At 38.4% G+C, this 26,847-nt stretch carries 30 protein-coding genes, 1 tRNA gene and 1 pseudogene; 11 read left to right on the forward strand and 21 right to left on the reverse strand.

Going from position 1 to position 26,847, the window contains the following annotated elements; genetic code table 11:
- Positions 1–103: 103 nt before the first annotated feature.
- On the forward strand, positions 104–1,540 hold the full coding sequence (locus tag ABLC00_RS13605) for a diguanylate cyclase domain-containing protein (RefSeq protein ID WP_004707564.1): 1,437 nt from the start codon (positions 104–106) through the stop codon (positions 1,538–1,540).
- Between the two features lie 29 nt (positions 1,541–1,569).
- On the opposite strand, the gene ABLC00_RS13610 is transcribed toward ABLC00_RS13605, so the two are convergent.
- A complete protein-coding gene (locus ABLC00_RS13610; protein WP_000139632.1) occupies positions 1,570–1,749 on the reverse strand; it encodes a hypothetical protein in 180 nt (59 codons plus the stop codon).
- Between the two features lie 208 nt (positions 1,750–1,957).
- Between ABLC00_RS13610 and ABLC00_RS13615 the strand changes: the two genes are divergently transcribed.
- On the forward strand, positions 1,958–3,193 hold the full coding sequence (locus ABLC00_RS13615; protein WP_006581845.1) for a pyridoxal phosphate-dependent aminotransferase: 1,236 nt from the start codon (positions 1,958–1,960) through the stop codon (positions 3,191–3,193).
- Positions 3,194–3,244: 51 nt separating this feature from the next.
- Here the strand turns inward: ABLC00_RS13615 and ABLC00_RS13620 are convergent, their stop codons facing one another.
- Positions 3,245–3,655, reverse strand: a complete 411-nt coding sequence (locus ABLC00_RS13620) for a GFA family protein (RefSeq protein ID WP_004885853.1) — start codon at positions 3,653–3,655, stop codon at positions 3,245–3,247.
- A 186-nt stretch (positions 3,656–3,841) separates the two neighbouring features.
- Between ABLC00_RS13620 and ABLC00_RS13625 the strand changes: the two genes are divergently transcribed.
- Positions 3,842–4,279, forward strand: coding sequence for a PaaI family thioesterase (locus ABLC00_RS13625; protein WP_004707558.1), 438 nt, complete (start codon positions 3,842–3,844; stop codon positions 4,277–4,279).
- A 14-nt stretch (positions 4,280–4,293) separates the two neighbouring features.
- On the opposite strand, the gene ABLC00_RS13630 is transcribed toward ABLC00_RS13625, so the two are convergent.
- Together ABLC00_RS13630 and ABLC00_RS13635 are read right to left on the reverse strand one after the other, a co-directional pair.
- Positions 4,294–4,722, reverse strand: coding sequence for a hypothetical protein (locus ABLC00_RS13630; protein ID WP_004885843.1), 429 nt, complete (start codon positions 4,720–4,722; stop codon positions 4,294–4,296).
- A gap of 41 nt (positions 4,723–4,763) precedes the next feature.
- Positions 4,764–4,908: pseudogene (locus ABLC00_RS13635) on the reverse strand (hypothetical protein); the annotation flags it as partial.
- Positions 4,909–4,957: 49 nt separating this feature from the next.
- Here ABLC00_RS13635 and ABLC00_RS13640 point away from each other — a divergent pair.
- Positions 4,958–5,033: transfer RNA gene (locus ABLC00_RS13640), tRNA-Asn, on the forward strand.
- 187 nt (positions 5,034–5,220) lie between these two features.
- Here the strand turns inward: ABLC00_RS13640 and ABLC00_RS13645 are convergent.
- The 13 genes from ABLC00_RS13645 to ABLC00_RS13705 all read right to left on the reverse strand — a co-directional run bounded on the left by ABLC00_RS13645 (position 5,221) and on the right by ABLC00_RS13705 (position 16,090).
- Positions 5,221–5,979: an SDR family oxidoreductase gene (locus ABLC00_RS13645; protein WP_004885840.1), complete on the reverse strand. Its 759-nt coding sequence runs from the start codon at positions 5,977–5,979 to the stop codon at positions 5,221–5,223.
- A 270-nt stretch (positions 5,980–6,249) separates the two neighbouring features.
- Positions 6,250–6,894 carry a tRNA-(ms[2]io[6]A)-hydroxylase gene (locus ABLC00_RS13650; protein ID WP_002052437.1) on the reverse strand — a complete coding sequence of 215 codons (645 nt, stop codon included), beginning with the start codon at positions 6,892–6,894 and terminating at the stop codon, positions 6,250–6,252.
- 6 nt (positions 6,895–6,900) lie between these two features.
- A complete protein-coding gene (gene pdxJ / locus ABLC00_RS13655) occupies positions 6,901–7,626 on the reverse strand; it encodes a pyridoxine 5'-phosphate synthase (RefSeq protein WP_002052525.1) in 726 nt (241 codons plus the stop codon).
- A gap of 13 nt (positions 7,627–7,639) precedes the next feature.
- A complete protein-coding gene (gene recO, locus ABLC00_RS13660) occupies positions 7,640–8,353 on the reverse strand; it encodes a DNA repair protein RecO (RefSeq protein WP_004707550.1) in 714 nt (237 codons plus the stop codon).
- A 9-nt stretch (positions 8,354–8,362) separates the two neighbouring features.
- Positions 8,363–8,563, reverse strand: a complete 201-nt coding sequence (locus ABLC00_RS13665; RefSeq protein ID WP_004885836.1) for an NF038104 family lipoprotein — start codon at positions 8,561–8,563, stop codon at positions 8,363–8,365.
- Between the two features lie 18 nt (positions 8,564–8,581).
- Entirely contained in the window at positions 8,582–9,604 is a 1,023-nt protein-coding gene (gene era / locus ABLC00_RS13670) for a GTPase Era (protein ID WP_079376989.1), read from the reverse strand.
- 11 nt (positions 9,605–9,615) lie between these two features.
- On the reverse strand, positions 9,616–10,308 hold the full coding sequence (gene rnc / locus ABLC00_RS13675) for a ribonuclease III (protein WP_004707545.1): 693 nt from the start codon (positions 10,306–10,308) through the stop codon (positions 9,616–9,618).
- Positions 10,280–10,654, reverse strand: a complete 375-nt coding sequence (locus ABLC00_RS13680) for a DUF4845 domain-containing protein (RefSeq protein WP_001224037.1) — start codon at positions 10,652–10,654, stop codon at positions 10,280–10,282. The genes rnc and ABLC00_RS13680 overlap by 29 nt, the downstream gene beginning before the upstream one ends.
- A gap of 24 nt (positions 10,655–10,678) precedes the next feature.
- A complete protein-coding gene (gene lepB / locus ABLC00_RS13685) occupies positions 10,679–11,506 on the reverse strand; it encodes a signal peptidase I (RefSeq protein ID WP_002052421.1) in 828 nt (275 codons plus the stop codon).
- A gap of 70 nt (positions 11,507–11,576) precedes the next feature.
- Positions 11,577–13,394 carry a translation elongation factor 4 gene (gene lepA, locus ABLC00_RS13690; protein ID WP_033846083.1) on the reverse strand — a complete coding sequence of 606 codons (1,818 nt, stop codon included), beginning with the start codon at positions 13,392–13,394 and terminating at the stop codon, positions 11,577–11,579.
- Positions 13,395–13,577: 183 nt separating this feature from the next.
- Positions 13,578–14,126, reverse strand: coding sequence for a GNAT family N-acetyltransferase (locus ABLC00_RS13695; RefSeq protein WP_004885833.1), 549 nt, complete (start codon positions 14,124–14,126; stop codon positions 13,578–13,580).
- Positions 14,127–14,139: 13 nt separating this feature from the next.
- Positions 14,140–14,595, reverse strand: a complete 456-nt coding sequence (locus tag ABLC00_RS13700) for a thioesterase family protein (RefSeq protein WP_004885831.1) — start codon at positions 14,593–14,595, stop codon at positions 14,140–14,142.
- A gap of 118 nt (positions 14,596–14,713) precedes the next feature.
- Entirely contained in the window at positions 14,714–16,090 is a 1,377-nt protein-coding gene (locus tag ABLC00_RS13705; protein ID WP_002052609.1) for a Do family serine endopeptidase, read from the reverse strand.
- A 230-nt stretch (positions 16,091–16,320) separates the two neighbouring features.
- On the opposite strand from ABLC00_RS13705, the gene nadB reads away from it, so the two are divergent.
- Positions 16,321–17,964 carry an L-aspartate oxidase gene (gene nadB, locus ABLC00_RS13710; protein WP_031944226.1) on the forward strand — a complete coding sequence of 548 codons (1,644 nt, stop codon included), beginning with the start codon at positions 16,321–16,323 and terminating at the stop codon, positions 17,962–17,964.
- A gap of 50 nt (positions 17,965–18,014) precedes the next feature.
- Here nadB and ABLC00_RS13715 read toward each other — a convergent pair whose 3' ends face one another.
- The 4 genes from ABLC00_RS13715 to pabC form a co-directional block, all read right to left on the reverse strand.
- Entirely contained in the window at positions 18,015–18,437 is a 423-nt protein-coding gene (locus ABLC00_RS13715; RefSeq protein WP_004885824.1) for a PaaI family thioesterase, read from the reverse strand.
- Between the two features lie 133 nt (positions 18,438–18,570).
- Positions 18,571–19,170 carry a dTMP kinase gene (gene tmk / locus ABLC00_RS13720; RefSeq protein ID WP_002052412.1) on the reverse strand — a complete coding sequence of 200 codons (600 nt, stop codon included), beginning with the start codon at positions 19,168–19,170 and terminating at the stop codon, positions 18,571–18,573.
- A gap of 9 nt (positions 19,171–19,179) precedes the next feature.
- Positions 19,180–20,250: an endolytic transglycosylase MltG gene (gene mltG / locus ABLC00_RS13725; protein ID WP_004885822.1), complete on the reverse strand. Its 1,071-nt coding sequence runs from the start codon at positions 20,248–20,250 to the stop codon at positions 19,180–19,182.
- Position 20,251: 1 nt separating this feature from the next.
- Positions 20,252–21,064 carry an aminodeoxychorismate lyase gene (pabC, locus tag ABLC00_RS13730; RefSeq protein ID WP_004885819.1) on the reverse strand — a complete coding sequence of 271 codons (813 nt, stop codon included), beginning with the start codon at positions 21,062–21,064 and terminating at the stop codon, positions 20,252–20,254.
- A gap of 263 nt (positions 21,065–21,327) precedes the next feature.
- On the opposite strand from pabC, the gene ABLC00_RS13735 reads away from it, so the two are divergent.
- From ABLC00_RS13735 to ABLC00_RS13760, 6 genes are all read left to right on the forward strand, one after another.
- On the forward strand, positions 21,328–22,335 hold the full coding sequence (locus ABLC00_RS13735; protein WP_002052521.1) for a sulfate ABC transporter substrate-binding protein: 1,008 nt from the start codon (positions 21,328–21,330) through the stop codon (positions 22,333–22,335).
- A gap of 30 nt (positions 22,336–22,365) precedes the next feature.
- Positions 22,366–22,974, forward strand: a complete 609-nt coding sequence (locus tag ABLC00_RS13740; RefSeq protein WP_004885816.1) for an alpha/beta hydrolase — start codon at positions 22,366–22,368, stop codon at positions 22,972–22,974.
- An 80-nt stretch (positions 22,975–23,054) separates the two neighbouring features.
- The gene (cysT, locus tag ABLC00_RS13745) at positions 23,055–23,888 is read left to right on the forward strand and encodes a sulfate ABC transporter permease subunit CysT (protein WP_004885813.1); all 834 of its coding nucleotides are present in this window, start codon (positions 23,055–23,057) and stop codon (positions 23,886–23,888) included.
- Positions 23,885–24,769: a sulfate ABC transporter permease subunit CysW gene (gene cysW / locus ABLC00_RS13750; protein WP_004707525.1), complete on the forward strand. Its 885-nt coding sequence runs from the start codon at positions 23,885–23,887 to the stop codon at positions 24,767–24,769. The genes cysT and cysW overlap by 4 nt, the downstream gene beginning before the upstream one ends.
- A gap of 11 nt (positions 24,770–24,780) precedes the next feature.
- The gene (locus ABLC00_RS13755; protein WP_002052588.1) at positions 24,781–25,842 is read left to right on the forward strand and encodes a sulfate/molybdate ABC transporter ATP-binding protein; all 1,062 of its coding nucleotides are present in this window, start codon (positions 24,781–24,783) and stop codon (positions 25,840–25,842) included.
- A gap of 71 nt (positions 25,843–25,913) precedes the next feature.
- Complete coding sequence (locus ABLC00_RS13760; RefSeq protein ID WP_002052645.1) at positions 25,914–26,837, forward strand: CysB family HTH-type transcriptional regulator; 924 nt, start codon at positions 25,914–25,916, stop codon at positions 26,835–26,837.
- Positions 26,838–26,847: the final 10 nt, after the last annotated feature.

Consider the following 26,847-nt stretch of genomic DNA (forward strand, 5'->3'; position numbering starts at 1 on the left):
TTTCTCATTATTTTAATTTTTCTAAAGATTTAAATTGATTATTTTCCCAAATCCTAATTTTTCTCATTATACTTTAAGACAAACTGAATACTTAAAGAAACAAATGGAAACTTTAGATTCTTCAATTTTTGACCTAACCCCAATTCCAATGTGGATTGAGGACTTCAGTGAAGTTAAACAGCTATTTGATCTATGGAGAAATCAAGGGGTCGAAAACCTTTACGAATTTCTAAGTCAAAATGAAAATTTGATTGTCGAATGCGCCCATAAAATTAAAATTATTAAGGTCAACCAAAAAGTATTAGAACTTTTTGAAGCAAAAAACCAAGAAGAATTATGCGCCAATTTAAATCTTATTTTTAAAAAAGAGATGTTTGAAGCTCACATTCATGAACTCGAAGCGTTATGGAATGGCAAAACTCATTTCTCAAGTACCACGATAAATTACACGCTCTCTGGTAAACGTATTGATGTACAACTCCGGGGAGCAATTTTACCGGGTTCTGAAACTACATTTGACCGTATTTTAATTACCACCGAAGACATTACGCCTTATCAAAATGCACTTCGTCAGGAAGAGAAAAATCGACGTCTAGCAGAATCAATGTTTATCTACTCCCCCACTTCTCTTTGGGTTGAAGATTTTAGCCGTATTAAAAATAGAATTGATCAGCTTAGGCTATTAGGTATTGAAGACTTTAGGACTTTTTTAGATGTACATCCTGAATTTGTGCGTCAATGTATCGAAGATATTTTAATTTTAGATGTTAACCAGTCGACTCTTGATTTATTTAAAGCACCTGACAAAACCTCTCTTTTAAAAAATACGCATAAAATTTTTGCTGAAGAGATGGTGGAAACTTTTAGAGAACAACTAATTGAACTCTGGCAAGGAAATATTCACCATAAGCGTGAAGCCGTTAACTATGCATTAGATGGCCAAATCAGAAATGTTTTACTGCAATTTACCGTATTCCCCGGTTATGAAGATACTTGGGGATTGGTACAGGTTGCTCTTACAGATATTACCGCACGAAAGAAAGCTGAAAATTATTTAGAATATTTAGGTCAGCATGATGTACTGACTAAACTTTATAACCGTGCTTTCTTTACAGAAGAGCTTAATCGTTTAAACCGCAGCATTATTCGTCCTGTTTCTTCAATTTTTTTAGACATGAATGGTTTAAAAGAAACGAATGATCAACTTGGCCACGATATTGGTGACGGTTTATTACGTCGTGTGGGGAATATTTTAAACCAAGCTATTACGAATACTGCTTATACTGCCTCCCGAATTGGTGGAGACGAGTTCGTAATTTTGATGCCTGGTGCAGATGAGGCAAATGTATTGATTATGCTTCAAACTATTCAGGAGCTTTTTAATATCGATAATCAATATTACTCAAGCCATCCTATTAGTATTGCAATTGGACACGCAACGACAAAAGAAAATGAACAAGTGGAAGAGATGTTAAAACGCGCAGATCATCACATGTATCAAAAGAAAAAAATTTATTATCAAGAAGTACTACAACAATAAAAAAACAGGCATATTGCCTGTTTTTTAAATTAACGCTTACCCATAGAACGACGGGTACCACGAGGAGGCATCCAAGTTCTATCTGCATATTGCTCTGGCTTCGGACGCACTTGGTTGTGTACAGCATCGCCAGCTTGATTGCTTTCATTCGGCATTGGGAATGGCAATTTCACCAAAGCCTTTTTCTGTTTTGGCTGTTGCTCAGTCATAATTCAGTCTCGATATTTCGATTGCGATTTATTATAAAGGATTTTTCTCATTTCTTTCGAAAAAAGCTTCAATTGAATAAAACCGCAACAAGAACGTTCCTAAATTAAACTTTTTTACATCTAAAAATACCCACATCCGCAAATTACTTAATTTTTGCGATAAGATAGTATGCTTTTTATTTTTTAATCCCATAAGAGGAATATTGCCGTGGACGTACGTCTTTCTGATCGTGTCAATGCCATCAAACCGTCCCCTACACTTGCTGTAACTAATAAAGCAGCTGAGCTTAAAGCTGCTGGCAAGAATGTGATTGGTTTAGGTGCTGGCGAGCCAGATTTTGATACCCCTCAACACATCAAAAATGCTGCAATTGAAGCGATTAATAATGGTTTCACAAAATATACGGCTGTAGATGGTACTCCTGGGTTAAAAAAAGCAATTATTGCTAAATTGAAGCGTGATAATAATCTTGATTATCAACCAAACCAGATTTTGGTTTCATGTGGTGGTAAACAAAGCTTCTTTAACTTGGCACTTGCATTATTAAACAAAGGTGATGAAGTGATCATCCCTGCGCCATTCTGGGTAAGCTATCCAGATATGGTGATTATTGCTGAAGGTACGCCAGTTATTGTGAAATGTGGTGAAGACCAACGTTTCAAAATTACACCTGAACAACTTGAAGCAGCAATTACTCCTAACACTCGCTTAGTAGTATTAAACAGTCCATCTAACCCAACAGGTATGATTTATAGTAAAGCTGAATTAGAAGCTTTAGCTGAGGTTTTACGTCGTCATCCACAAGTATTTGTTGCTTCTGATGACATGTATGAACCAATCCGTTGGGAAGATGAGTTCTATAACATCGCAACTGTTGCTCCAGATTTATATGACCGCACAATTGTTTTAAATGGTGTATCTAAAGCATATGCAATGACAGGTTGGCGTATTGGCTATGCAGCCGGCCCAGCAAAAATCATTGGTGCAATGAAAAAAATTCAGTCTCAATCAACTTCAAACCCAACTTCAATTTCGCAAGTTGCTGCTGAAGCTGCATTAAATGGTCCACAAGATGTATTAAAACCAATGATCGAAGCGTTTAAACGTCGTCACGACTTAGTGGTGAACGGCTTAAACGACATCAAAGGCATCTCTTGTTTACCGGCTGATGGCGCATTCTATGCATATGCAAATATTCGCCCTCTTATTCGTGCAAAAGGCTTAAAGTCTTGCACAGAATTCTCTGAATGGTTACTTGAAGAAACTGGCGTAGCAGTTGTTCCTGGTGATGCATTTGGTTTAGGCGGCTTCATGCGCATTTCATATGCAACAGCTGATGAAGTACTCGTTGATGCTTTAGCACGTATCAAAAAAGCTGCTGAATCAATCGAAGGTGTTGACGCTGCGATTGCATCTATCGAAGCTGAAAAAGCTGCAAAATAATTTGTAAAACTAAAAAAGGCCTCAAAATTGAGGCCTTTTTTATAATTAAAATTATTCTGGGTTAAATAGCGCAACCACCTCGGCCCCAGTTAGTTTCTTGGTATCATTCTGAAAAGTATAAAAATCGGGTTTTGAATCAATAAAAATTTCCATATCAAGGTGTAAACCTTCTACCGGCTCATTTAAGGAAAATGCATTGATATTGCAATAACTATGATCTTTCGTTCTCCAAAAAATTGTTGTTCCACAAGCATTACAAAAGCCCCTTTCACCCCATTCAGAAGAGTTAAATACACTAAGATGCTTTTGCTGAAGAAAATTTAAACTACCTTTAACTACATCAACTGTCATAATGACACCACTTGTCTGTCTTCGACACATCAAACAATGACAAACATGAACATCATGATTTTTTAATTCAACTTCAAAAGTTGTTTCACCACATAAACACTGACCGTTCATTATTATTTTCCATACGAAATTTATATTTTTAGATTTATAAAATATTCTGCCCAATCCAACTTTACAAGTTTATAAACAGTTAACTCAACTATTTTTCTGGTATTTAGCAACTTGACAATTGTTTTTTTAACGCCTAACTTATCAACAAGTTCCATTTTAGAACTTTATTGATTGAAGGACTCAAAAATGAAAAATCCTATGGAAATGACAGGCCTCGAATTTTTACAAGCCATGGTTGAAGGCCACATTCCGCCTGCGAGTATTAGCAAAACTATACCTATGCAACCCACTGAAATTTCTGAAGGATCAGTAACTTTTAAAGCACAAGCAGATCATAGCCATTTAAACCCTTTAGGTGGCGTACATGGTGGTTTCGCTGCAACTGTTCTAGATTCAGTGACTGGCTGTGCTGTGCATACGATGTTACCCGCTGGTGTAGGTTATGGAACTATCGATCTGAATGTAAAAATGTGTCGCCCTATTCCTCAAAATCAGACTTTAATTGCTACAGGTAAGATTATTAATATAAGTAAAAATTTGGGTATTTCCGAAGGCAAAATTATTGATGAAGAAGGTAAACTTTATGCTTATGCAACAGCGACTTGTATGATTATTCGACCATAAAAACTAAGGCAGCTTTAAACGGCTGCCTTTTTTATTAAGTCAGGAAGATCTGGACGGTCACAAGTTTGTGCAACCACATAAGGTGCCCAAATATTCTTAAGTTGAAGCTCTATCACTTTATGAAACTGAGTAGACCAAGCTAAAACTTTATTTTTACCCCACAATAACTCCCCTTCGAGCTGGAAAATATAAAGGGGTTTAGATTGATCTAATATATTGCAAGACTTTAAAACTTTCAGTGAAGTATGCACATCCCATTTTGAACTAAACCAGAGTTGTAATAAGTCACCTAAGTACAAATCCTGCTTTTTAAATGGAAAAGCATTGATCCATGCATCTTCTACAAGTGTGTAATAAGATTCTGGTTGATTTAAAATATTGAGATAATTGCGTTGATAAAAATCAAAATTAGAAAAAATAGAAGCAACAGTAAGTGTTTTCATACTTATCTCCGATTTAGCCATTTTAGTGCTGGCAAGTTGGTTTAAATCCACACTGTTTGGATTACTCCAAACGCTTGTTCTTTTTTGAATCTAGCAATTGAGTTTTTAAAGTGCAAGTAATTTATATCCTCGCCACTCAACTTGATCAAATAAAAAGCATACAACACAAAAATGAAGGAAACATGACGATTTTCACTTGACCCTTGTCAAAATCTCCTTATAATCGCATGCAGATTCTCCCATAGCTCAGTCGGTAGAGCGACGGACTGTTAATCCGCAGGTCCCTGGTTCGAGCCCAGGTGGGAGAGCCAAATACTAAAAAGCCCGCAGCATTAAAGCGGGCTTTTTTATTGCCTTCTATTACAGTATACCTATAAAAAAATCCCCTACCTATCTGTAGAGGATTTGCTTTCCATGAATTGATATTTACCAGATTGAATCATTAGATCTAAATTTAAAGAATAACCCCTCCATCTTTAGATCATTTTTAAAATTCTATTATTCGACTTCCACAACTTTTAAAGGGTTAAAAGTTTGCGTTGTTGGCATCATTTCTATACGGTTAATATTAATATGCGGTGGTTGTGATGCAATCCATGCGACCGTATTTGCAATATCTTCAGGCAAGATTGGATTCTTTTTATCATATAAACTACTAGCTTTCTCCTGATCTCCCTTAAAACGCACAAGAGAAAATTCAGTACCGCCACATAGTCCTGGCTCAATATTTGTTACTCGTACACCAGTACCAGCTAAATCTGCACGAAGATTTAAACTAAATTGCTCCACGAAAGCTTTTGTTGCACCGTAAACATTACCACCAGGATATGGATATGTTCCTGCAATTGACCCCATATTAATAATTAGACCCGATTTCTTCTGCACCATACTTGGTAAAATTAGTCGGGTAACAGTAACAAGCCCCTTAACATTGGTATCAATCATCGTGTACCAATCATCTAATTCAGCTTTATCTGCTGGCTCTAGACCCAATGCCAAGCCTGCATTATTGACCAGTAAGTCAATTTGATCGATTTGAAATTCATTTGGTAATTCTTTAAATAACTTATTTATATTTTCTACTGTATCTGTCATATCAAACACGAGTGGGTAGAATTTCTCACCAAGTTCTTGTTTTAATTCTTCTAGTTTTTCTGCCCGTCTTCCGCAACCAATAACTTTATAGCCCAACTCAATCAATTTTTTTGAAATGCTATAACCAAAACCTGCCGATGCACCTGTAACTAATGCTAACATTCTTATATCCTTAGAAATAATCAACTATTTCAGTTGAACTCATGATGAACATATCAGCCTTTATATTTACATAATATTTATTATTAGCCTAAAAAATAAAATTTTTTTAAAAATTTTATGAGAAATTAAAATCTATAAAAAATATATTTATTAAATAATTATATGCATTAAAGAACTAAAAGCAGGACATGTCTGCTGCCAAAGGATGAAGCTCACCTAATAAAAAAGTTTACCATGAAAGGTAAACTTTTTTATTTGAGGCACCCAAGACTATGCAGGAATACCACTATGAAAGCGGAAAGTATCATCCGGAGTCAAAATCAGGTTCTTTTCAACCTCACGGATATGTTCAATACGCTGCTGAATATCCTCTTCAGGATCTTTCATTTTGGCAGTTTTTGCGACATCAAGCGCTAGTGCTAAATAGTCTTCAAAATGACGAGATTCCGACTTCAGCAGATAACGATAATAACGCCCAAGTTCGTCATCTACACGCGGGGCAAGTGCATAAAAACGCTCACACGAACGTGCTTCTACAAAGGCTCCAATAACCAGTACGTCAATTAAAGCTTCTGGCTCATAGGTACGTATTTCTTTTCGTAAGCCACCTGCATATCGTCCTGCGCTTAAACCTTTCCACTCTTGGCCACGTTTCGTCATAAACTCGAGAACTTGTTCATAGTGAAGCATTTCTTCACGTACAAGTTGAGCAAGTTTGACTTGTAGATCTGTAAAAAAACTATAGCGGAACATCAAGTTCATTGCCGTACCGGCTGCTTTTTTCTCACAATTGGCATGATCTTGCATCAAGATGTCTAAATTATTAACGGCCTCATCTAACCATTCATTTGGAGTTTGACACCCCAAAAATGCCAACACAGGCTGCATTAATTCATCGTAATTGATACTCGACATTACTACTTATCCTGCTGCCTGAATCGCTTTTTTCATATCTTTAACAGCCTGTGCCAGACCTACAAAAACACTATCTGCAATAATTGAATGACCAATATTTAATTCATGGATTTGTGGAATTGCTGCAATTGGTGCAATATTTTTTAGGTTAAGGCCATGTCCTGCATTTACAACCAAACCTTTTGAAGCGGCATATTCAACACCTTTTACAATACGAGCCAGCTCTTCTTGTTGTTCTTGTTCTGTTGCTGCATCGGCATATGCACCTGTGTGCAACTCAATCGTAGGTGCGCCACATGCAACTGCCGCATCAATTTGAGCAAAATCCGCATCAATAAATAATGATACGTCACATCCCAAAGCAGCTAAAGCCTGGGTTGCAGCCTTAACTTTTTCAAAGTTAGTTACTACATCTAAACCACCTTCAGTTGTTACTTCCTGACGTTTTTCAGGAACAAAACACACGTGCTGTGGTTTAATTTCTTTGGCAAACTCAACCATTTCATCAGTAACGGCCAACTCTAGATTCATACGTGTTTTTAACAATGGGCGCATGCGACGCACATCATCATCTTGAATATGGCGGCGGTCTTCACGAAGATGCAAAGTAATCCCCTCTGCACCAGCTTGTTCACAAATAAGAGCAGCTTCTACAGGGTCTGGGTAAGTAGTACCGCGCGCCTGTCTTAGAGTAGCAACATGGTCTATGTTTACACCAAGCAATGCAGCCATAAATAAATCCTAATTACGATTGAGTTTGAGTATTTTGAATCCACAATTGTCGACTTTTTAGGGGACGATCACCTAAAAGCGATGTAATCATTTGACGGTATAGTTTACCTAATAATTGCAATTGTTCGTGAGAAAAATCCTGCCCTTGCTCATAATCCAGCATAGATAAAATTGCTTTTCCCGACAAAGATGAGCGGCCTGCCTGGACAACGGGAGCAAAGCCTTCAGTCACTTGAAATTGATAAAACTGATTTGGCAAAATTTCTTTTTGTGAGCTATCAACTGAAAAATCAATCGCATAGCCCAACTCTGGAAGTAAGATATGTTCGAACTGCCTTAAGATCTGTCTGAGAAAAAGATCGGGATTTTCGTGAGAAGATAATTGTTGTAACTGAAGCAAAGTTAATTGATATTGTTCAAAAGTTTGTGGCATTGGTTCTTCTAGCGGACAAAGTCTTAGAACAATTTCATTTAAGTAAAAGCCAGCAAAAAAAGCATCACCAAAAAAGAAAACCGGCTGATTTAATATTTCCAGCTTCGTAAAATTTTTGAGTTCACTTTTACCTGTAGCTTGCAACCGAATTGGTTGATATTGGGGAGGCGGAGTCTGTCTTAAAATGCCATCGACCCGCCCGTATTCCTGAGTGAAGAGATGCACAATATGGCTTTTTTCACGATATTTACGATGGTGAATCATATATCCATGTAGGACTTCATTGCGCATCATAAAAAGAAACTATTCCTTAGATTCTTTTTCTTTTTTATCGTCATCATCACCATCAGGAATTACAGCTCCTACAACAGCAGCTGTACCCTTCACCACACCTTTAGTTGTTTTATAAGCAATACCTACTGGTACGGTTACAAGCTTATATACACAACCTTGTAACATCAATGTACACCCAATAATAGCCAATATTGATGTAATTGTTTTCATACCAGTATTCCCTGCTTGTTAGATATCGCTATATCCTAAACTTTTCAAAGCACGTTCATCATCAGACCAACCGCCTTTAACCTTAACCCATAAGGTAAGCATGATCTTTTGTTCGAACATTTTTTCCATGTCTTTGCGAGCATCCATACCAATCGTTTTAAGCTTGGCACCTTTTTCACCAATCACAATCGCTTTTTGGCCAGGACGATCGACAAAAATTGTTGCATCAATATAGGTACAAGCTGGTTTTAATCGACCATTTTTCTCATTAACAGTTGCCTCTTCTGTTTTAAAAGATTCAATCTGTACTGTTAAATCATATGGTAACTCTTCACCCAACTGACGCATAATTTTTTCACGGATGATTTCACTTGCTAAAAAGCGTTCTGAACGGTCCGTAATTTGATCGAATGAATACAATGGCGGCTGATAAGGAAGATATTTTTCAATCGTTTCACTTAAATGTTCCAAGTTTGCTCCACGAAGAGCAGAAACAGGAACAATCTCAGCAAAATTCATAAGCTTGGTACGCTCTTGAATTAAAGGAAGAATCTCTCTTTTATCTTCAAAAGTATCAGCTTTATTAATAACCAAAATAACTGGCATTTCAGCGTTCTTGAGTTTCTCAAGCACTAAATCGTCATTTTGAGTCCACTTATACGCATCGATAACAAATAAAACCAAGTTAACATCACGTAATGCAGAATGAGCAGCACGGTTCATCATTTTATTGATCGCACGTACTTCTTTCTTATGCATTCCCGGTGTATCTACATAAACCGCTTGCATCTTCTCACGTGAATCAATACCAATAATTTTATGGCGAGTCGTTTGAGGTTTACGTGAAGTAATTGAGAGTTTTTGACCCAATAAATGGTTCATGAGGGTAGATTTACCCACATTTGGACGTCCTACAATCGCCACAAATCCGCTCTTAAAATCCGAAGGAATTGTAACGCCTTTGGAACTAAAAAATTGATCAATCAGATTGTTTGGATCTTGGTTTTCATTTGAATCTGGATTGATTTGATCAGAATGCATCGACATGCAGGTTATTGCTCCAATAACTTTAAAATTTCCGCCGCTGCTGCCTGCTCGGCAAAACGACGACTTGACCCCTCACCATAAATCTTTGGTAAACCATCTACCAAACATTCGACTTTAAAGTGTTGATGAGGTGCATCACCCTGAATATCTACAACCTCGTAAACAGGGAGAGGTTTTTTACGTGCTTGTAGATACTCTTGTAAACGTGATTTTGGATCTTTGAGTTGATCTGTTGGCTCAATATGATCTAAATAAGGTACATACCATTTTAACACAATATCTTTGAGTAGGTTCAGATCACTACTATCAAGATAAATTGCACCAATAATCGCCTCTACCGTATCCGCTAATATTGACTCACGATGATGACCACCAGATTTCAACTCGCCTGTGCTTAATATTAAACACCGACTAAGTTGCAAATCGGTTGCAATTTTACCTAATGCTTCTTGGCGAACTAAAGTCGCACGCATACGTGTTAAACGCCCCTCATTTTCATGTGGATAGGCATGATATAAATAATTGGCAATGATCATCCCCAACAACGAATCGCCTAAAAACTCCAGACGTTCATAGTTATACTTATGACTCACCGAACGATGAGTCAAAGCTAACTGTAGCAATTCGGGCTGCTTAAATTGATAACCGATTCGACTGAGTAAGCGAGGATCACTTAGTTTGAACTGATGTTTTGTCAAAACTCTTCTCAAATGTTAAAACTAAATCAATATTTAGTAAGAAAGGTTTTCTTACTTCATATTTCTTTTTGACGATTAGACCAGACTCGTTAAACACTTCAGCAATTTCCTTAAAATGGAGATCACGAATATTGTTCATTTCCAGCCGTTGGTCCATCTGTGTCATAAACTTTTGGGGTGTGATATCAGCTGAGCTTTGTTGCATGAGCTCTGTAATCTGATTATTAATCACACGATCATCCCAATATGCTGGCCAAACTGCAAGTACGGCTTTCGCCGCAATTGCAAATATAACCACCCCAAATAAAATTGCTAAATACGAAGTACCCTGTTGTGCCTTACGCATTTTTGTTTTTCCTAATGGTTGTTTTTAATCTATTTTTCCATTTCGGTTAAAGCTTGGCAGGTGGAAACCAGGTTCTTTGTGCATCCAGACATAGAAAGCTCGGCCTGTTAAATTTTCTTCAGGAACGAACCCCCAGAAACGACTGTCAGCACTTTGATCACGGTTGTCCCCCATTGCAAAGTAATGTCCTTTCGGAACAGTTACTTCCCAATATAAACCGTCTTGGTTTGAATATTTGCCATTATCAACATAGTTGATAAATGGTGCCTGACGCGCAACGTTTACACCTTCGAGTTCACGCATCGTAAAGGTATGATCACCAATTGTTTCTTTATGATAAATAGACGTTGGTGTATCTAAAGCATCTTTTTCACGACTAAATTGTGTTGGTACTTTAGGAATTTTCTGACCATTAATAATCAATTGACCATGATCGTAAACAATATGGTCACCTGGTAAACCAATTACACGCTTAATATAACTAATGGTCGGTTGAGGTGGGTAACGGAATACGATGACATCACCACGTTTCGGTTCACCTACATCAATGACTTTTTTATTTACGATAGGTAAACGCACACCATAGTCGAATTTATTAACTAAGATAAAATCGCCAGTCTCTAAAGTTGGAACCATAGAGTCTGATGGAATATTAAATGGCTCATAAAGAAATGAGCGAAGTACAAGCACAACAGCTAAAACTGGCCAAAAGTCATAGGCCCATGTAATAACAAAATTTTCGTTCTCTCGCCCTTTATTTGCACGCTGTTTAAAAACCAGCTTATCTAGCAACCACACTGCAAATAAAATCAGCGTAACTGGAACAAGAATTAAATTAAAATCAAAATCCACATGACCTCACTCGCAGCCTAGCTGCTTGCTTTATGGCTGGGAGAATATAAGTTCATCCCAGCCCTTTCTTTTATCTTTCTACTTTCAAAACAGCTAAGAACGCTTCTTGTGGAATTTCTACACTACCCACTTGTTTCATACGTTTCTTACCTTCTTTTTGTTTAGAAAGTAATTTCTTCTTACGAGACACGTCACCGCCATAACATTTTGCTAGAACGTTTTTACGCATCGCCTTAACAGTCGAACGAGCAATAATTTGAGCACCAATAGCAGCCTGAATTGCAACATCAAACATTTGACGTGGAATCAAATCTTTCATTTTTTCAACTAAAGCAATACCACGATGGCGAGCATCATTACGGTGACAAATCATAGCCAAGGCATCAACCTTTTCACTATTAATTAATACATCAACCTTAACTAAAGATGAACTTTCGAAACGTACGAAGTTATAGTCTAGCGATGCAAAACCACGTGAACATGATTTGAGCTTGTCAAAGAAATCCATCACGACTTCAGCCATTGGAATTTCAAAAGTAATCGAAACTTGATTACCTAAAAATTTCATGTCTTTTTGTACACCACGACGCTCAATACACAAGGTCATGACATTACCTAAGTACTCTTGTGGCACAAGAATATGACATTCAGCAATTGGCTCACGTAAATCTTCAACAACTGAACCATCAGGCATTTTAGATGGACTGTCGATATAGATCGTATCGCCTTTTTTGGTAACGGCTTCATAGACTACTGTTGGTGCAGAGCTAATCAAATCGAGATCATACTCACGCTCTAAACGCTCTTGTACAATTTCCATATGCAACATGCCTAAGAAACCACAGCGGAAACCGAAACCAAGTGCATCAGAACTTTCAGGTTCAAAGAACAAGGCAGAATCGTTAATTTGTAATTTCTGTAATGCTTCGCGGAATGGTTCAAAATCACTTGAATCGATTGGGAAAAGACCCGCATAAACCTGTGGTTTAACCTTTTTAAACCCAGGTAAAGTTGCAACATCTGGTGTAGACGCAAGCGTAATAGTATCACCTACTGGTGCACCAAAAATGTCTTTAATACCAGCAATAACAAATCCTACTTCGCCAGCTTCAAGAATATCGGTTTCAGTATGTTTAGGGTTAAATACACCTACAGAAGTTACTGGATGAGTTTGTCCTGTCGACTTAACCAACATTTTATCGCCCTTACGGATACGACCTTCTTTAATGCGGACAAGAGAGACTACACCTAAGTAGTTATCAAACCATGAATCGATGATTAACGCTTGAAGTGGAGCTTCACGATCACCTTCTGGCGCTGGAATAACGTCGACTAAACGTTCTAATACACCTTCAACGCCCAAACCTGTTTTTGCTGAACAAGTTGGCGCATCTGTCGCTTCAATCCCGATAATTTCTTCAATTTCATGAATTACACGTTCAGGTTCAGCCTGAGGTAAATCAATTTTATTTAAAATAGGAAGAACTTCGAGGCCTTGTTCAATTGCTGTATAACAGTTTGCAACTGATTGAGCTTCTACGCCTTGCGCCGCATCTACGACCAATAACGCGCCTTCACACGCTGCTAATGAACGAGATACTTCATACGAGAAGTCGACGTGCCCCGGGGTATCAATAAAGTTAAGCTGATATTCTTGCTCATTTGGATGGGTGTAATACAATGTCACAGACGCTGCTTTAATGGTAATCCCACGTTCGCGCTCAAGCTCCATTGAGTCCAAGACCTGAGCTTGCATCTCACGATCTTGTAAGCCACCGCACATCTGAATAAAACGGTCAGCCAAAGTAGACTTACCATGATCGATATGAGCGATAATCGAGAAATTTCGGATATTTTTGATATCAACTGATTTTTTAGCTTGCGCCATGGGCTACCTTGAGAAAATATAAAGTGCTATGTAGCTTGTTTTAATACATAGCCAAAGCGGTTTAACAAATTGCGAGAGATTATAGCAGATTGCAGAAATGAAAAAGATATAAATTATTTCTTTTAAAAAAAGCTTTTAAACTTCTTTATGTAACCAAGTAATGTTCTTTAAAGAAAACTTAAATTAGTACAACTTCAGCTCAAATTTGAGTAAGTTGTCAGATACCGTATTGTTAGTATGATTAACTGTTTTACCAATTAATTCAAATCCAAGTTTATTTACAACTTGCTGAGATTTAATGTTCCGTTCAAATATTTCAGCCCAAATATATTTTATTTTGTTCCCAAATAAACGTTCTTGCTTCAAATACTGAATTATCCCTGTAAGCGCTTCTTGCATATAGCCAATACCCCATGCCTTCGGGTGAAGCTCATAACCAATCACTACAGCGAAATCATTATCAACTTGCTTGATGCTATTTACACCACATGTTCCCAACATAGTTCTATTTTGTTTAAGACGGATAGCATGCCTAAAACCTATACGCGTCTTCCATTTTAGATGCATTTTTTCAATCAAAACTTCCGCTTCTTCTAAGGAAACAAAAGCTTTCAAATCATAGAATTCAAGTACTGTTGAATTTGAAAATAATTCAAAAACAGATGTTTTATCACCTTCCTCCAATTCACTTAAAATTAGTCTAGGAGTTTCAATCGAAAATAAATGTTCCAAATTTTGATCTCTCTTAATCGCTTCTATACGAAATAGTAAAATCTAAAGGATTTATACTTGAGTCAAGTGGCTTATAGGCTTGTGTAAAAGTCGGTGACATACGTTTTGGTCGGCCAGATTCAATTTCAATACATGCCCATTTGGTATTCCCAACAAATAAGACAGCCTGATCAGAAGGGCGAAAAAAAACATACTGGCGAAATGAATAAAGTGCATTGATATCATCGAGCCATGTCCGTAGTACGATTTCTTCGTCTTCAAACGCAGCTTTACGGTATTGTACATGATGCTCAACAGCAACCATTGCATGTTTAAGCTCAAGATATTTGGTTACGCCTACTCCTAATGTTTCAACATGAGCAGCAGCAACATCTTGCATCCATTGGACATACATTACATTGTTAACATGGCCCAAAGCATCAATATGCTGTGGCTGAACCAGAATATGCAAATCGAAAATACTGCTCACAAAACACCCACTTTAATCATTAAATCTAAAGCTACATCCAAATTAGCTAGATCACATTATGCCGAATCCAAATAATAAAAAACCACCCATTTTCAGGGTGGCTCATTTTTATGTCATATTACTGGATGCGTAAACCAAGCATTGCACGTTGGCCTTGACGAATAATCCCAACCCGAGCAACCGTATTTTTTTGTAAGTTAGAAACAACTTTAGCAAAATCTTGGCTATTCAAAATTTGAGTATTATTAACCTGAACAATTACATCACCAGGAATGATATTTGACAATGATGCTAGTCCACCACGGCGAACATCTTGAACATAAATACCACCTTTCACGCTTAACGCATTTTTCTCTGGTTCAGCCAAATCACGAATACTCATGCCTAATACTGGACCTTTAGAAGTAGAAGCCTGAGTACCTGTAGCAGGTGTTTCATCTGGTGCAGTTGCCAGAGTTGCCGAAATATTACGAGTTTTATCATCGCGTAATACTTCAAACTGAACTGTTTGGTTTGGCTGTACTTTGTTTAAGGCATAGAGCAAATCACTTGTACGTAGTACAGAAGCACCATTAAGTTTTAAAATCACATCGCCAGCTCTAAGTCCTGCTTTTTGAGCAGGTGAATTTGGCGTAACTTGTGTGATAAGAGCACCTTCTGGTTTAGGCAGTTTGTAAGCATCGGCAAGGTTACGGTCAATATCTTGCATCATAACGCCTAGATATGAACGAGTGACTTTCCCTTTCGTTTTAAGCTGTTCAGCTACATCCATCGCAACATCGATTGGAATAGAGAAAGACAAGCCCATATAACCGCCAGTACCACTAAAGATACGTGAGTTCACCCCGACAACTTCACCATTTTGATTAAACAATGGACCGCCTGAGTTACCAGGGTTTAAAGCTACATCTGTTTGAATAAATGGTACAGAGGTTTCACCGCTCATGTTACGTGATTTAGCGCTGACAATACCTGCTGAAGCAGAGTAGTCAAAACCAAATGGTGAACCAATTGCTAAAACCGGCTCTCCTACGCGTAAACGGTCAACATTTCCTACTTTTAAAGCAGGATAATTATTTCCATTCACTTTTAATAAAGCAACATCGGTACGTTCATCACTACCAACAACAGTTGCATCAATCTCACGACGGTCATTTAAAGTAATACTAATGCGGGAAGCATTTTCAATCACATGATGGTTTGTAAGTAAGTAACCATCTTTACTAATAAAGAATGCACTACCGTATGCGGTTTTTTCTTGAGGACCTTGTTGCTGTGGAATGATGACCTGATTACCAAAGAAACGTTTTAAAATTTCAGGAACTTGCTGCTGTAACAGTTCATCCTGCGTCATTTTTTTTACAACGTTTACACTCACCACAGCCGGACTAACTTGTTCAACGAGGTTTGAAAAATCAACAGCAGCGTTTGCTTGAACAGCAGCAACTGTAAATACCGCTGCATACATTCCTTGTTGTAAATAGCGAGATTTCATTCGGTGCTCACCCACAATTGGTCTACGAGAATAAGAATAAAACTGTTGTATCACAACGCTTTGGAATTGTGCGTAACAATATGTTTATTTGTAAGGCATCCTCATCACGTTTATTTTACACATTGCAGTTTTTTAAGCTAATTGCAATTTTTCTATGACTTAGAGCGCTTAAGCTCTTGCCTTTTTAGGTAAAAAGGGGTGTCATTAGCGGACGTTTTAAATTGATGCGAATGGACATGCCTAATCAACAGACAATTCACCACTTTGACGTGATTATTGTGGGCAGTGGCGGTGCTGGTTTAAGCTTAGCTTTATCGTTACCAAGTCATTTTAATATTGCAGTTTTAGCCAAAGCTGCTTTAACTGAAGCAAGTACCTTCTATGCACAAGGTGGTGTTGCTGCAGTTCTTGATGAAACTGACTCTATTCAACAACATATTAATGACACTATGATTGCAGGTGCTCATTTATGTGAAATAGATGCAGTACAGCATACTGTAGAAGGTGGTCGTCCTTCTGTTGATTTTCTTTTAAAGCAAGGCGTGCAGTTCACCTTAGATGAAGATGAACAGCTTCATTTAACTCGTGAGGGCGGTCACTCACAGCGCCGTATTATCCATTCTGCTGATGCAACAGGCAAAGCTATTTCAACTACATTGGTTGAACGAGCGAAAGAACGCAAGAATATTACAATTTTTGAAAATTACATTGCGATTGATTTAATTACGTCGCATAAGTTGGGTCATATAGATCAAGCGAATCGTGCTATTGGTTTATATGCATTAGATGAAAAAACAGAAAAAGTTCATACTTTCCTTGCTCCATTTACCGCACTTGCTTGCGGTGGTGCGATGAAAGCTTATCTTTATACATCTAATCCAGATATTGCTACAGGTGATGGTATTGCTATGGCTTACCGCGCAGGTTGCCGTGTAGCCAATATGGAGTTTAACCAGTTTCATCCAACCTGCCTTTACCATCCGCAAGCACGTTCTTTCTTAATCACCGAAGCCATGCGTGGCGAAGGTGCTTATTTACGTCTACCAGACGGCGAACGTTTTATGCTACGTTTTGACGATCGTGCAGAGTTGGCTCCTCGCGATATTGTGGCACGTACCATTGACCATGAAATTAAACGTCTTGGTATTCGTCACGTATGGTTGGACATTACGCACAAATCACCTGAGTTTATTAAAGAGCACTTCCCTACACTTTATGCACGATTGCTTGAGCTAGGTATCGACATTACCAAAGACATGATTCCGGTGGTGCCGGCTGCACACTATACCTGTGGTGGTGTTGTAGTTGACTCAAATAGTCAGACCGATATTGAAGGTCTATATGCAATTGGTGAAACCTCTTATACAGGCTTACATGGCGCAAACCGTATGGCAAGTAACTCGTTACTTGAGTGCTTTGTTTACGGTATGAGTGCAGCAAAAGACATCGAAAATAAATTTGATGAAAACTTCAAATTACCAGAAGTACCAACTTGGGATGATTCACAAGTAACCAACCCAGATGAAGATGTGGTTATTTTACAAAACTGGGATGAGTTACGTTCAACCATGTGGAATTATGTTGGTATTGTCAGAACCACAAAACGTTTAGAACGTGCTTTACACCGTATTGAGATGTTAAAGCGTGAAATCACTGAATATTATCAAGACTACCGTGTCAGCAAAAACCTAATTGAACTGCGTAACCTTGTTTTAGTATCTGAAATGATTGTGCGCTGTGCCATGCAACGTAAAGAATCGCGTGGCCTACATTACACTCTAGATTATCCGGGAACTTCGAGTGAGATTCGTAAGACAGTTCTAACGCCTCCAAACTTTGCAGTAGAGCAGCCCTTGGTTAATACCGACATTTAGGCTATTTTTCTACAAAAAAGCACAGCTCTGGCTGTGCTTTTTATTTAGTTTTATATTTGTGGTCTTGGTGGAATTGAATAAGTCGCGGTCACATGCGCTACTGGTTCTTCTAGCCCAACTGAATAAATCCAGACCTCACCCACGACTAAGCTTTTTCCTACTTTCATAAGCTTACATTCACTACGTAAGTCTTTATCACCTGCAGGTTTTCTTAGAAAATTAATATTAAAATTCGTCGTTACCGCCAAACCCACAATTCCAATTTCACCGAGTATTGCAATATACAAAGCAAAATCTGCCAAAGTCATCATGGTTGGACCAGATATGGTACCGCCTGGGCGTTGATGTCTTTGATCTACATGATAATAAACGACAGCAGCTCTAGGTGTAACTGATTCAATCGTGCAATGTTCAAGACTTGGGGGAAATTCCTTTTCAAGAAACGCTATGATTTCTTCTTTTGAACTTTTCATCCTTATTTTTCTTCAATTTTAGAACAGTATTCAAAATAGCATAAAATACTGTTCAATATGTTCTATGATCTTTTTAAGCAGATTTTTCGTCATTTTTAACCACTCCCACAGAACTGAGAGTGGCTTTTATTATTTATCCTAAGTATTGCAAGGCTTGCTCAAATACCTGTTCAGGACTTTGCGTAGCATCTAAACGTTTAATACGTTCTGGTTCAGATTTCCATAAAGTCTCATAACCTTCGCGAACTTTAGTAAAGAAGCTTAACTTTTCTTGCTCGAAACGGTCTAAAGCTCCACGCTCACGTGCACGATTCATACCGAGTTCAATCGGTGCATCTAACCAGAAAGTCACCTCTGGCATACGTGAAACAAAGTTCTGATTTAAAAGCTGTAATTTATCTTGGCTTAAACCACGACCAGAACATTGGTAAGCAAAGCTGGCATCTGTGAAACGATCACTTAAAACAATTTTGTTAGAGGCTAAAGCCGGCAAAATCACTTGTTGTAAATGTTGAGCACGTGCCGCATAAATTAAGAGTAGCTCAGTATCATGACTCATATTTTCATCATGATTTACCGCTAAAAGCATCGAACGTATTTGTTCTGCGAGCGGTGTACCACCTGGCTCGCGAGTTAAAACAACTTGTTTACCTTGCTCTTCAAAATGCTGATGAATTTTTCGAATTAGTGTAGTTTTACCTACCCCTTCCGTGCCTTCAAAGCTAATAAACATCTCTTTTCCTTATTTCTTCGATCTCAACACGGATAAGTACTCTTGCACCGCTTGATTATGAGCCTGTAAATCTGCTGTAAATTTATGGCCACCATTACCAGTTGCCACAAAATAAATATTATTTGAGTCATCTGGATGTAGTGCTGCTTCAATTGCTTTTTGACTTGGCAAAGCAATTGGTGTTGGCGGTAGGCCATTAATTGTATAGGTATTATATGCGGTTGGTGTACGTAAGTCTTCGCGACTGATCTTACCCTTATAGTTATCACCCATTCCATAAATCACGGTTGGGTCAGTTTGTAAACGCATACCAATTTTCAGACGGCGTACAAATACACCAGATACTTGCTCAAGCTCACTATCTACACTTGTTTCTTTCTCAACAATTGAAGCCATAATTAAAGCTTCATACTTATCTTTATAAGGTAAGTTTGGTGCGCGATTTGCCCAAGCAGTATCTAAAGCTTTCATTTGATGATGATATAAATCGGTGAGGATTTTTTTATCAGTCTCACCCTTTGCGAAGAAATAAGTGTTAGGCGCAAATAAACCTTCCGGATGATGATAAGGAATACCTAAAGCCTTCATAAGCTGGTCATCTGGTAAATCGAGTATTGTATTTTTTACATTTTTATCATTTTTGAGTGCAGTAATAAGCTGTTTAAAAGTCGTACCTTCAATCACCAAAATACGGTTCATCTGAGCATTATCAGCATTAGACAACATCTCCAATACTTGTCTTACACTCATTCCCTGTTCGATTTCATACACACCAGCTTTCATGCTGTCATGAATCATAAACTTTTGATAAAGCTTAAGTACAATTGGGAAATGGATTTTATTTTCTTTGGCTAAACGATCAATAAAACCAGAATAGGTCTCACCTGATGTGATCGATAGCATCTGCTTTTTCCCTTCAACAGGATAAGCTTTAAATAAACTTGACCACAAAATAGCAAAAATAGAAATTAAAACGATAAAAAAGCCAATCAGCACCAACTTTTTAGGAAAATGAGATGCTGTTTTCTTGCTCTTTTTTTTAGCATTTTTTGCTTTCGCGTTCACAGGTGGCTTCGGCATATTAATGAATCTGATTCAAGTTAAGATTATGAAATAAATTTAGGCACGCCTGTGAATCTAGAGTTTGTTCACCGATTTGAGTAACCACTCGCATTGGATGTAAAGCATTACAAAAGAATAGACTCTGTATTTGTGGCACTTCATCTAATTCAATTATTCTGACTTCGCAGGCAATTCCATGGTGCTGCATACGTGCCAAAATTTCTGCACGCATCACACCGTGGACGCCATTATAGCGAAGTTCCGGTGTAATCCATCTATCATTTAAACGAATAAAACAATTACTGCTTACCCCTTCAACAATATAACCTTGTACATCAGATACTAATGCTTCTGCCCACCCTTGTTGATCTGCTTCTTTTTTTAGCAATACCTGTTCTAGACGGTTTAAAGATTTAAGTCCAACTAGACTCGGCATGGTTAAACCTAAGGCCTGATTTAAAACCCCGCACTGTATAAAGTCGGGTTGGAATTGCTCCAGTGCTTTTGGATAAAACCAGACATAAATATCTGCCTCATGCTTTGGTAAAGTATAACCACGATCACCTTCACCGCGGCTAATCACAATTTTTAAAGTGCCGTTGAGCACAAGGTTTTGTTGGTATAAATGCTGCAAACTCTGTTCAATTAATTCAAAATTTGCAATTAAAGCTAGTTTTTGACAAGCAAGTTTTAGACGTTCCCAGTGACGAGCTTTAAGCTCTATCTCATTCTGAAAAACACGAATTGTGCTAAAGCAACCATCTCCATAATGAAATGCTCGGTCTAGTAACGGAATAGTTTCAACAGGTTGTCCATTTTTAAAACACCACATGTTTAATCCGTCCTTTATTTAAAAACCGCTCAACAATACAACACCATTCATTTAATTAATAAACGACTGATTTTTAAAAATTATACCGATTTAGTTTGAACTTTTGAAACTTGTTATATATCAAGATTTAAGAATAGTTTATCCATTTTTATTATTTCTATTTTTTTCATATTAAATTCGTTTTTTATTATTTTTTTAGAATAAAGACTAGCGCTATTCTGCGTTCATGTTTTGAACATTTCGTATTTTTGAGGGGTTATCTCATGCGTTTTTCTCAATTAAAAGTTGGGGTTATTGCTGCGCTTCTTTCTGTTTCATCATTTGCAGCGCAAGAGTTTTTAAACGTTTCTTACGATCCTACTCGTGAGTTATATACAGACTTTAATAAACAGTTTGGTACTTACTGGAAGCAGCGTACTGGTCAAGACATTCAGTTTAAGCAATCACACGGCGGTTCTGGTAAACAGGCTCGTGCAGTAATTGATGGCTTAAATGCTGACGTTGTGACATTAGCACTTGCAGCTGATATTGACGAAATTGCTGAAAAAGCAAAATTACTTCCAACTGATTGGCAAAAGAAGTTGCCACAAAACTCTACACCATACACATCAACAATCGTGTTTTTGGTACGTAAGGGTAACCCTAAACAAATTAAAGACTGGGGTGACTTAATCAAACCAGGTGTAGAAATTATTACACCAAACCCGAAAACTTCTGGCGGTGCTCGTTGGAACTATCTTGCAGCTTGGGCTTGGGCAAAACATCAACCAGGTGGTAACGATGCTAAAGCACAAGAATATGTCCGCCAAATTTATAAGCACACTAAAGTTTTAGACTCAGGTGCACGCGGTGCAACAACAACTTTTGCTGAACGTGGCATTGGTGACGTATTGCTTGCTTGGGAAAACGAAGCTCATTTAGCTGTTCGCGAACAGCCAGGCAAGTTTGAAATTATTACCCCATCTCTATCTATTTTAGCTGAACCACCAGTTGCTGTTGTTGAGAAAAACGCTGCCAAAAAAGGCAACCTCACCATCGCGAAAGGTTACCTCAACTACCTGTACTCACCTGCTGGCCAAGAAATTGCAGCACGTAACTTCTACCGTCCGCGTAATGCAGCTGTACTCAAAAAATACAGCAATGTATTTAAACCATTGAAACTCGTGACAATTGATAAAGAGTTTGGCGGTTGGACAAAAGTACAAAAACAACACTTTGATAATGGTGGTGTTTTCGATCAAATCGTGAAAATCAATAGTGCAGAGAAGTAATTCTTTGTACTAACGATAAGGAGAACAGACATGACTCACTCTGTAATTGTCCCAGGTGTAGGTGGAAGTGAACATCAACATTGGCAATCTTGGTTGCAGCGTCAACTCGTGTCTAGTTCTCGTGTTGAGCAAAAAAACTGGGATAGACCCGTATTAAGTGAATGGATTGAGCAATTTGTTAAAACAGTTCAAGCAGTACAAGCACCCGTACAAATCGTTGCGCATAGTTTCGGTTGCTTAACCAGTGTTGCTGCTTTGGCTGAGCATCCTGATTTACAACTTCAAGTTAAAAAATTAATTTTGGTTGCTCCTGCAAATCCAGCACGTTTTGGTGAAGCAGGTTTTGCCCGCCATAGCCTGACTGACTACAAAGATTATTTTCATCAGTTAAAAATTAATGTGCCTACAACACTACTGATTAGTGAAAATGACCCTTGGCTAGATTTTTTCGATGCTTTACAACTTGCTAAAGCTTGGCAATTAGACCCGATTAATCTTGGACAAGTTGGGCATATTAATGTTGCGTCTGGTTTTGGCCCATTTCCTGACTTACTGAACTATCTACTTCCTGAAGACTCGATGTGTAGCCACTCATCTATTGATCCGGTAAAGACACATTTCTCTTTGAAATTTGCTTAATACCCAGCTTTATACCGCGCCGTTTATCTTTATTTATTCGCTTACTGGTTTCAGCAGGCTTTTCTCTTTGAGGAAATATCATGTCGCAGCGATCCCGAGTGCTGCCTGGGTTTGGTCTATCATTGGGCTTCACCCTCGCCTACGTTTCTCTTATTGTGCTTATTCCATTAGCCGCAGTCTTTATCAAATCATTTGGAATCGGATGGGACGGACTATGGGAAATTTTAACCTCTGAACGTATTTTAAAATCGCTTCAACTCAGCTTTAGTTCAGCTTTAATTGCGGCGTTTATTAATGTTGTTTTCGGACTACTTTTAGCTTGGTGCCTTGTCCGTTATAACTTTCCCGGAAAACGTCTAGTTGATGCTTTAGTAGACTTACCTTTTGCACTACCAACGGCAGTCGCAGGTATTGCACTCACTTCGCTTTATGCTCCTACTGGCTGGATTGGTCAATATTTAGAACCACTTGGTATTCATGTTGCATATACCCCTATCGGGATTACGCTAGCTTTAGTGTTTATCGGTATTCCTTTTATTGTTCGAACCGTTCAACCGGTATTAAGCGATATTGAAACTGAACTTGAAGAGGCGGCTTCCGCACTCGGTGCAAATCGTTGGCAGACCATTACTAAAATTATTTTACCAATACTACTCCCTGCCCTATTTACAGGCTTTGCTTTAGCATTTGCTCGCGGTGTAGGTGAATATGGTTCTGTAATTTTCATTGCAGGAAACCAGCCGTTTAAAACTGAAATTGCCCCGCTCATGATCATTTCGCGCCTTGAAGAATATGACTATGCAGGTGCAACGACTATTGCAGCAGTAATGTTGGTTCTCTCTTTCATTATTTTATTTGTCATTAACTTACTTCAAGCATGGGCAAACCGTCGTACAGGGAGAAATATCACATGAACCTACATACCGACAGCAATGCTCTTGCTTTGAAATTGCAATCTCGTGATGCGACACGTGAACCAACTTGGGTACGTTATACGCTCATTACAATTGCGCTGATCTTTTTCCTTAGCTGCCTCATGCTGCCACTTATTCTGGTTTTTGTTGAAGCATTTAAACAAGGCCTTGAAGTCTATGTTCAAGCTTTAATTGATCCAGATACCCTGTCAGCAGTGAAATTAACATTACTCACCGCAGCAATTGCCGTTCCGATTAATGTGATTTTTGGTGTTGCAGCAGCATGGGCTGTTTCTAAGTTCCAGTTTAAAGGCAAAGCAGTTTTAACCACCATTATTGATATGCCCTTTTCAGTTTCACCTGTTATTGCAGGTTTAATGATTGTACTGATTTTTGGTGCTCAAGGTTGGTTAGGCGGCTGGCTAATGGATCATGACATTAAGATTTTATATGCCGTACCTGCAATTGTTTTAGCGACCATCTTTATCACAGTTCCATTTGTTGCACGTGAGTTAATTCCTCTTATGGAAGCGCAAGGAACAGAGGAAGAAGAAGCAGCTATTGTACTCGGTGCATCAGGTTGGCAAACCTTTTGGAAAGTCACTCTGCCTAACATTAAGTGGGGTCTGATTTACGGTGTGATTTTGTGTAATGCCCGCGCAATGGGTGAGTTTGGCGCAGTATCGGTAGTTTCGGGACACATCCGTGGTGAAACCAATACTCTGCCACTGCATGTTGAAATTTTATATAACGAGTACACCTTCAGCGCAGCCTTTGCCGTGTCCTCATTGCTTGCTTTCTTAGCCTTATTAACACTGGTATTGAAAACTTGGTTAGAACTACATCAAGACAAACCAGAACCGCATTCAACTGATTCGTAAGGAATGAAATCATGAGTATTCAAGTTAAGAATATTGAAAAACACTTTGGTGCATTCCATGCGCTTAAAAATATTTCCCTAGACTTTCCAGAGGGCGAGCTGGTTGCGCTACTCGGACCATCTGGTTGCGGTAAAACCACACTACTTCGTATTATTGCCGGCTTAGAATCGGCCGATGGCGGTCAAGTATTACTTGAAGGCGAAGATGCAACTAATGTCCATGTTCGCGAACGTCAAGTTGGCTTTGTATTTCAGCACTATGCTTTATTCCGCCATATGACTGTATTTGACAATATTGCTTTTGGCTTACGTGTTCGCCCTCGTGCCACACGTCCTTCGGAAGCTGAGATTAAAAAACGTGTTACTCGCTTGCTTGACCTAGTTCAACTGGGCTTTTTAGCAGACCGCTACCCTGCTCAGCTTTCTGGTGGTCAACGTCAACGTATTGCCTTAGCGCGAGCACTCGCTGTAGAGCCTCGTGTGCTATTGCTTGATGAACCATTTGGCGCACTTGATGCCAAAGTCCGTAAAGAACTACGCCGCTGGTTAAGGAACTTGCATGATGAGCTGCATATCACTTCAATTTTCGTAACCCATGATCAAGAAGAAGCACTTGAGGTAGCTGATCAAATTATTGTGATGAATAAAGGTAACGTCGAACAAATTGGTTCGCCGCGTGAAGTTTACGAAAAACCTGCCACACCATTCGTATTTGATTTCTTAGGTCAAGCAAACCGTTTTGAAGGCGAACATGCTGGCGGTATTATCCGTATTGGCAATGATCGTATCGAATTACCGACTACAGTTCAGGCACCGCAAGGAAAAGTGATTGCTTTTGCCCGTCCGGATGAGTTACATATTCATTCGCAACCACAGGCAAATACAATTGAAGCAACTTTTGTACGTGAAGTCTGGATTGCTGGAAAAGTAGTGGCGGAATTACAAGATCGTAATGGACGTTTAATTGAGATTGCTTTGAGCAGTGAAGCTGCAAAACAACATGCATTTAAACCGAATCAAACTGTTTGGGTGAGTGCATCTCAACTTCACCTATTTGCAGATCAAGTTGCTTAAGGAATTATTTGGTGAGGAGCCATCTCGCGGAATTTAAAGCCGTTCCTCACCTCTTTCGAGGAAAAGTGTAAATGAACTTTCAACAATTAAGAATTATCCGAGAAACAGTACGCCAAAACTTTAATTTAACGGAAGCATCTGCCGCGTTATATACCTCTCAATCAGGTGTAAGTAAACATATTAAAGATTTAGAAGATGAGTTAGGTGTACAACTTTTCGTTCGTAAAGGTAAACGTTTACTTGGTTTAACTGAACCAGGCCAATCGCTACTTAGCATTGTGGAACGTATGCTTGTAGATGCAGAAAATATTAAACGTCTTGCAGATGACTTTAATAAAGTGGACGAAGGTACTTTAACAATTGCGACAACGCATACTCAAGCGCGTTATGTGCTACCACCGATTGTCAATCAATTTAAAAAGCTGTTCCCTAAAGTCCATTTGATTTTGCAACAAGCCAGTCCTGTCGAAATTGCAGAAATGCTTTTACAAGGCGAAGCCGATATTGGTATTGCGACAGAGTCTTTAACCACTGAAGAAAACTTAGCAAGTATTCCATACTATCAATGGCAGCACAGTATTATTACTCCGCAAGATCATCCACTTGCAAAGCTCGATAAAATCGATCTTGATGCTTTATCTGAATATCCATTGATTACTTATCACGGTGGTTTTACAGGTCGCTCTAAAATTGATAAAGCATTTGAAGATGCTCAAATTGATGCAGATATCGTAATGTCTGCACTTGATGCCGATGTTATTAAAACTTATGTTGAACTTGGTATGGGAGTCGGAATTGTCAACGATGTTGCCTATGATGCGGAACGTGACTATCGTTTAAAGCAAATTAAAACTGATATCTTTGGTGTTAATACTACATGGATTGCTGTTCGCAAAGGTCACTTATTACGCGGTTACGGTTATGAGTTTATTTCTTTATGCTCACCTGATGCTGACATTAAAGCGTTGAAGAAAATTGCTTATCCAGATGAATAAGAACTGCAAA

The sequence above is a fragment of the Acinetobacter nosocomialis genome, assembly GCF_041021905.1.
In the GTDB taxonomy this organism is placed as follows: Bacteria; Pseudomonadota; Gammaproteobacteria; order Pseudomonadales; family Moraxellaceae; genus Acinetobacter; species Acinetobacter nosocomialis.

Bases quoted from the DNA above. Each gene is read 5' to 3' on its own strand.
- ABLC00_RS13630 (WP_004885843.1), bottom strand. From the start codon at position 4,722: ATGAAAACACTTACTGTTGCTTCTATTTTTTCTAATTTTGATTTTTAT.
- lepA (WP_033846083.1), bottom strand. From the start codon at position 13,394: ATGGCGCAAGCTAAAAAATCAGTTGATATCAAAAATATCCGAAATTTC.
- ABLC00_RS13680 (WP_001224037.1), bottom strand. From the start codon at position 10,654: ATGCGTAAGGCACAACAGGGTACTTCGTATTTAGCAATTTTATTTGGG.
- ABLC00_RS13605 (WP_004707564.1), top strand. From the start codon at position 104: ATGGAAACTTTAGATTCTTCAATTTTTGACCTAACCCCAATTCCAATG.
- nadB (WP_031944226.1), top strand. From the start codon at position 16,321: ATGGACATGCCTAATCAACAGACAATTCACCACTTTGACGTGATTATT.
- ABLC00_RS13715 (WP_004885824.1), bottom strand. From the start codon at position 18,437: ATGAAAAGTTCAAAAGAAGAAATCATAGCGTTTCTTGAAAAGGAATTT.
- ABLC00_RS13760 (WP_002052645.1), top strand. From the start codon at position 25,914: ATGAACTTTCAACAATTAAGAATTATCCGAGAAACAGTACGCCAAAAC.
- ABLC00_RS13625 (WP_004707558.1), top strand. From the start codon at position 3,842: ATGAAAAATCCTATGGAAATGACAGGCCTCGAATTTTTACAAGCCATG.
- era (WP_079376989.1), bottom strand. From the start codon at position 9,604: ATGCATTCTGATCAAATCAATCCAGATTCAAATGAAAACCAAGATCCA.
- ABLC00_RS13620 (WP_004885853.1), bottom strand. From the start codon at position 3,655: ATGAACGGTCAGTGTTTATGTGGTGAAACAACTTTTGAAGTTGAATTA.
- ABLC00_RS13705 (WP_002052609.1), bottom strand. From the start codon at position 16,090: ATGAAATCTCGCTATTTACAACAAGGAATGTATGCAGCGGTATTTACA.
- pabC (WP_004885819.1), bottom strand. From the start codon at position 21,064: ATGTGGTGTTTTAAAAATGGACAACCTGTTGAAACTATTCCGTTACTA.
- ABLC00_RS13645 (WP_004885840.1), bottom strand. From the start codon at position 5,979: ATGTTAGCATTAGTTACAGGTGCATCGGCAGGTTTTGGTTATAGCATT.
- cysW (WP_004707525.1), top strand. From the start codon at position 23,885: ATGAACCTACATACCGACAGCAATGCTCTTGCTTTGAAATTGCAATCT.
- ABLC00_RS13665 (WP_004885836.1), bottom strand. From the start codon at position 8,563: ATGAAAACAATTACATCAATATTGGCTATTATTGGGTGTACATTGATG.
- ABLC00_RS13735 (WP_002052521.1), top strand. From the start codon at position 21,328: ATGCGTTTTTCTCAATTAAAAGTTGGGGTTATTGCTGCGCTTCTTTCT.
- pdxJ (WP_002052525.1), bottom strand. From the start codon at position 7,626: ATGGCTGCATTGCTTGGTGTAAACATAGACCATGTTGCTACTCTAAGA.
- mltG (WP_004885822.1), bottom strand. From the start codon at position 20,250: ATGCCGAAGCCACCTGTGAACGCGAAAGCAAAAAATGCTAAAAAAAAG.
- ABLC00_RS13610 (WP_000139632.1), bottom strand. From the start codon at position 1,749: ATGACTGAGCAACAGCCAAAACAGAAAAAGGCTTTGGTGAAATTGCCA.
- ABLC00_RS13755 (WP_002052588.1), top strand. From the start codon at position 24,781: ATGAGTATTCAAGTTAAGAATATTGAAAAACACTTTGGTGCATTCCAT.
- cysT (WP_004885813.1), top strand. From the start codon at position 23,055: ATGTCGCAGCGATCCCGAGTGCTGCCTGGGTTTGGTCTATCATTGGGC.
- ABLC00_RS13650 (WP_002052437.1), bottom strand. From the start codon at position 6,894: ATGTCGAGTATCAATTACGATGAATTAATGCAGCCTGTGTTGGCATTT.
- recO (WP_004707550.1), bottom strand. From the start codon at position 8,353: ATGATGCGCAATGAAGTCCTACATGGATATATGATTCACCATCGTAAA.
- ABLC00_RS13740 (WP_004885816.1), top strand. From the start codon at position 22,366: ATGACTCACTCTGTAATTGTCCCAGGTGTAGGTGGAAGTGAACATCAA.
- tmk (WP_002052412.1), bottom strand. From the start codon at position 19,170: ATGTTTATTAGCTTTGAAGGCACGGAAGGGGTAGGTAAAACTACACTA.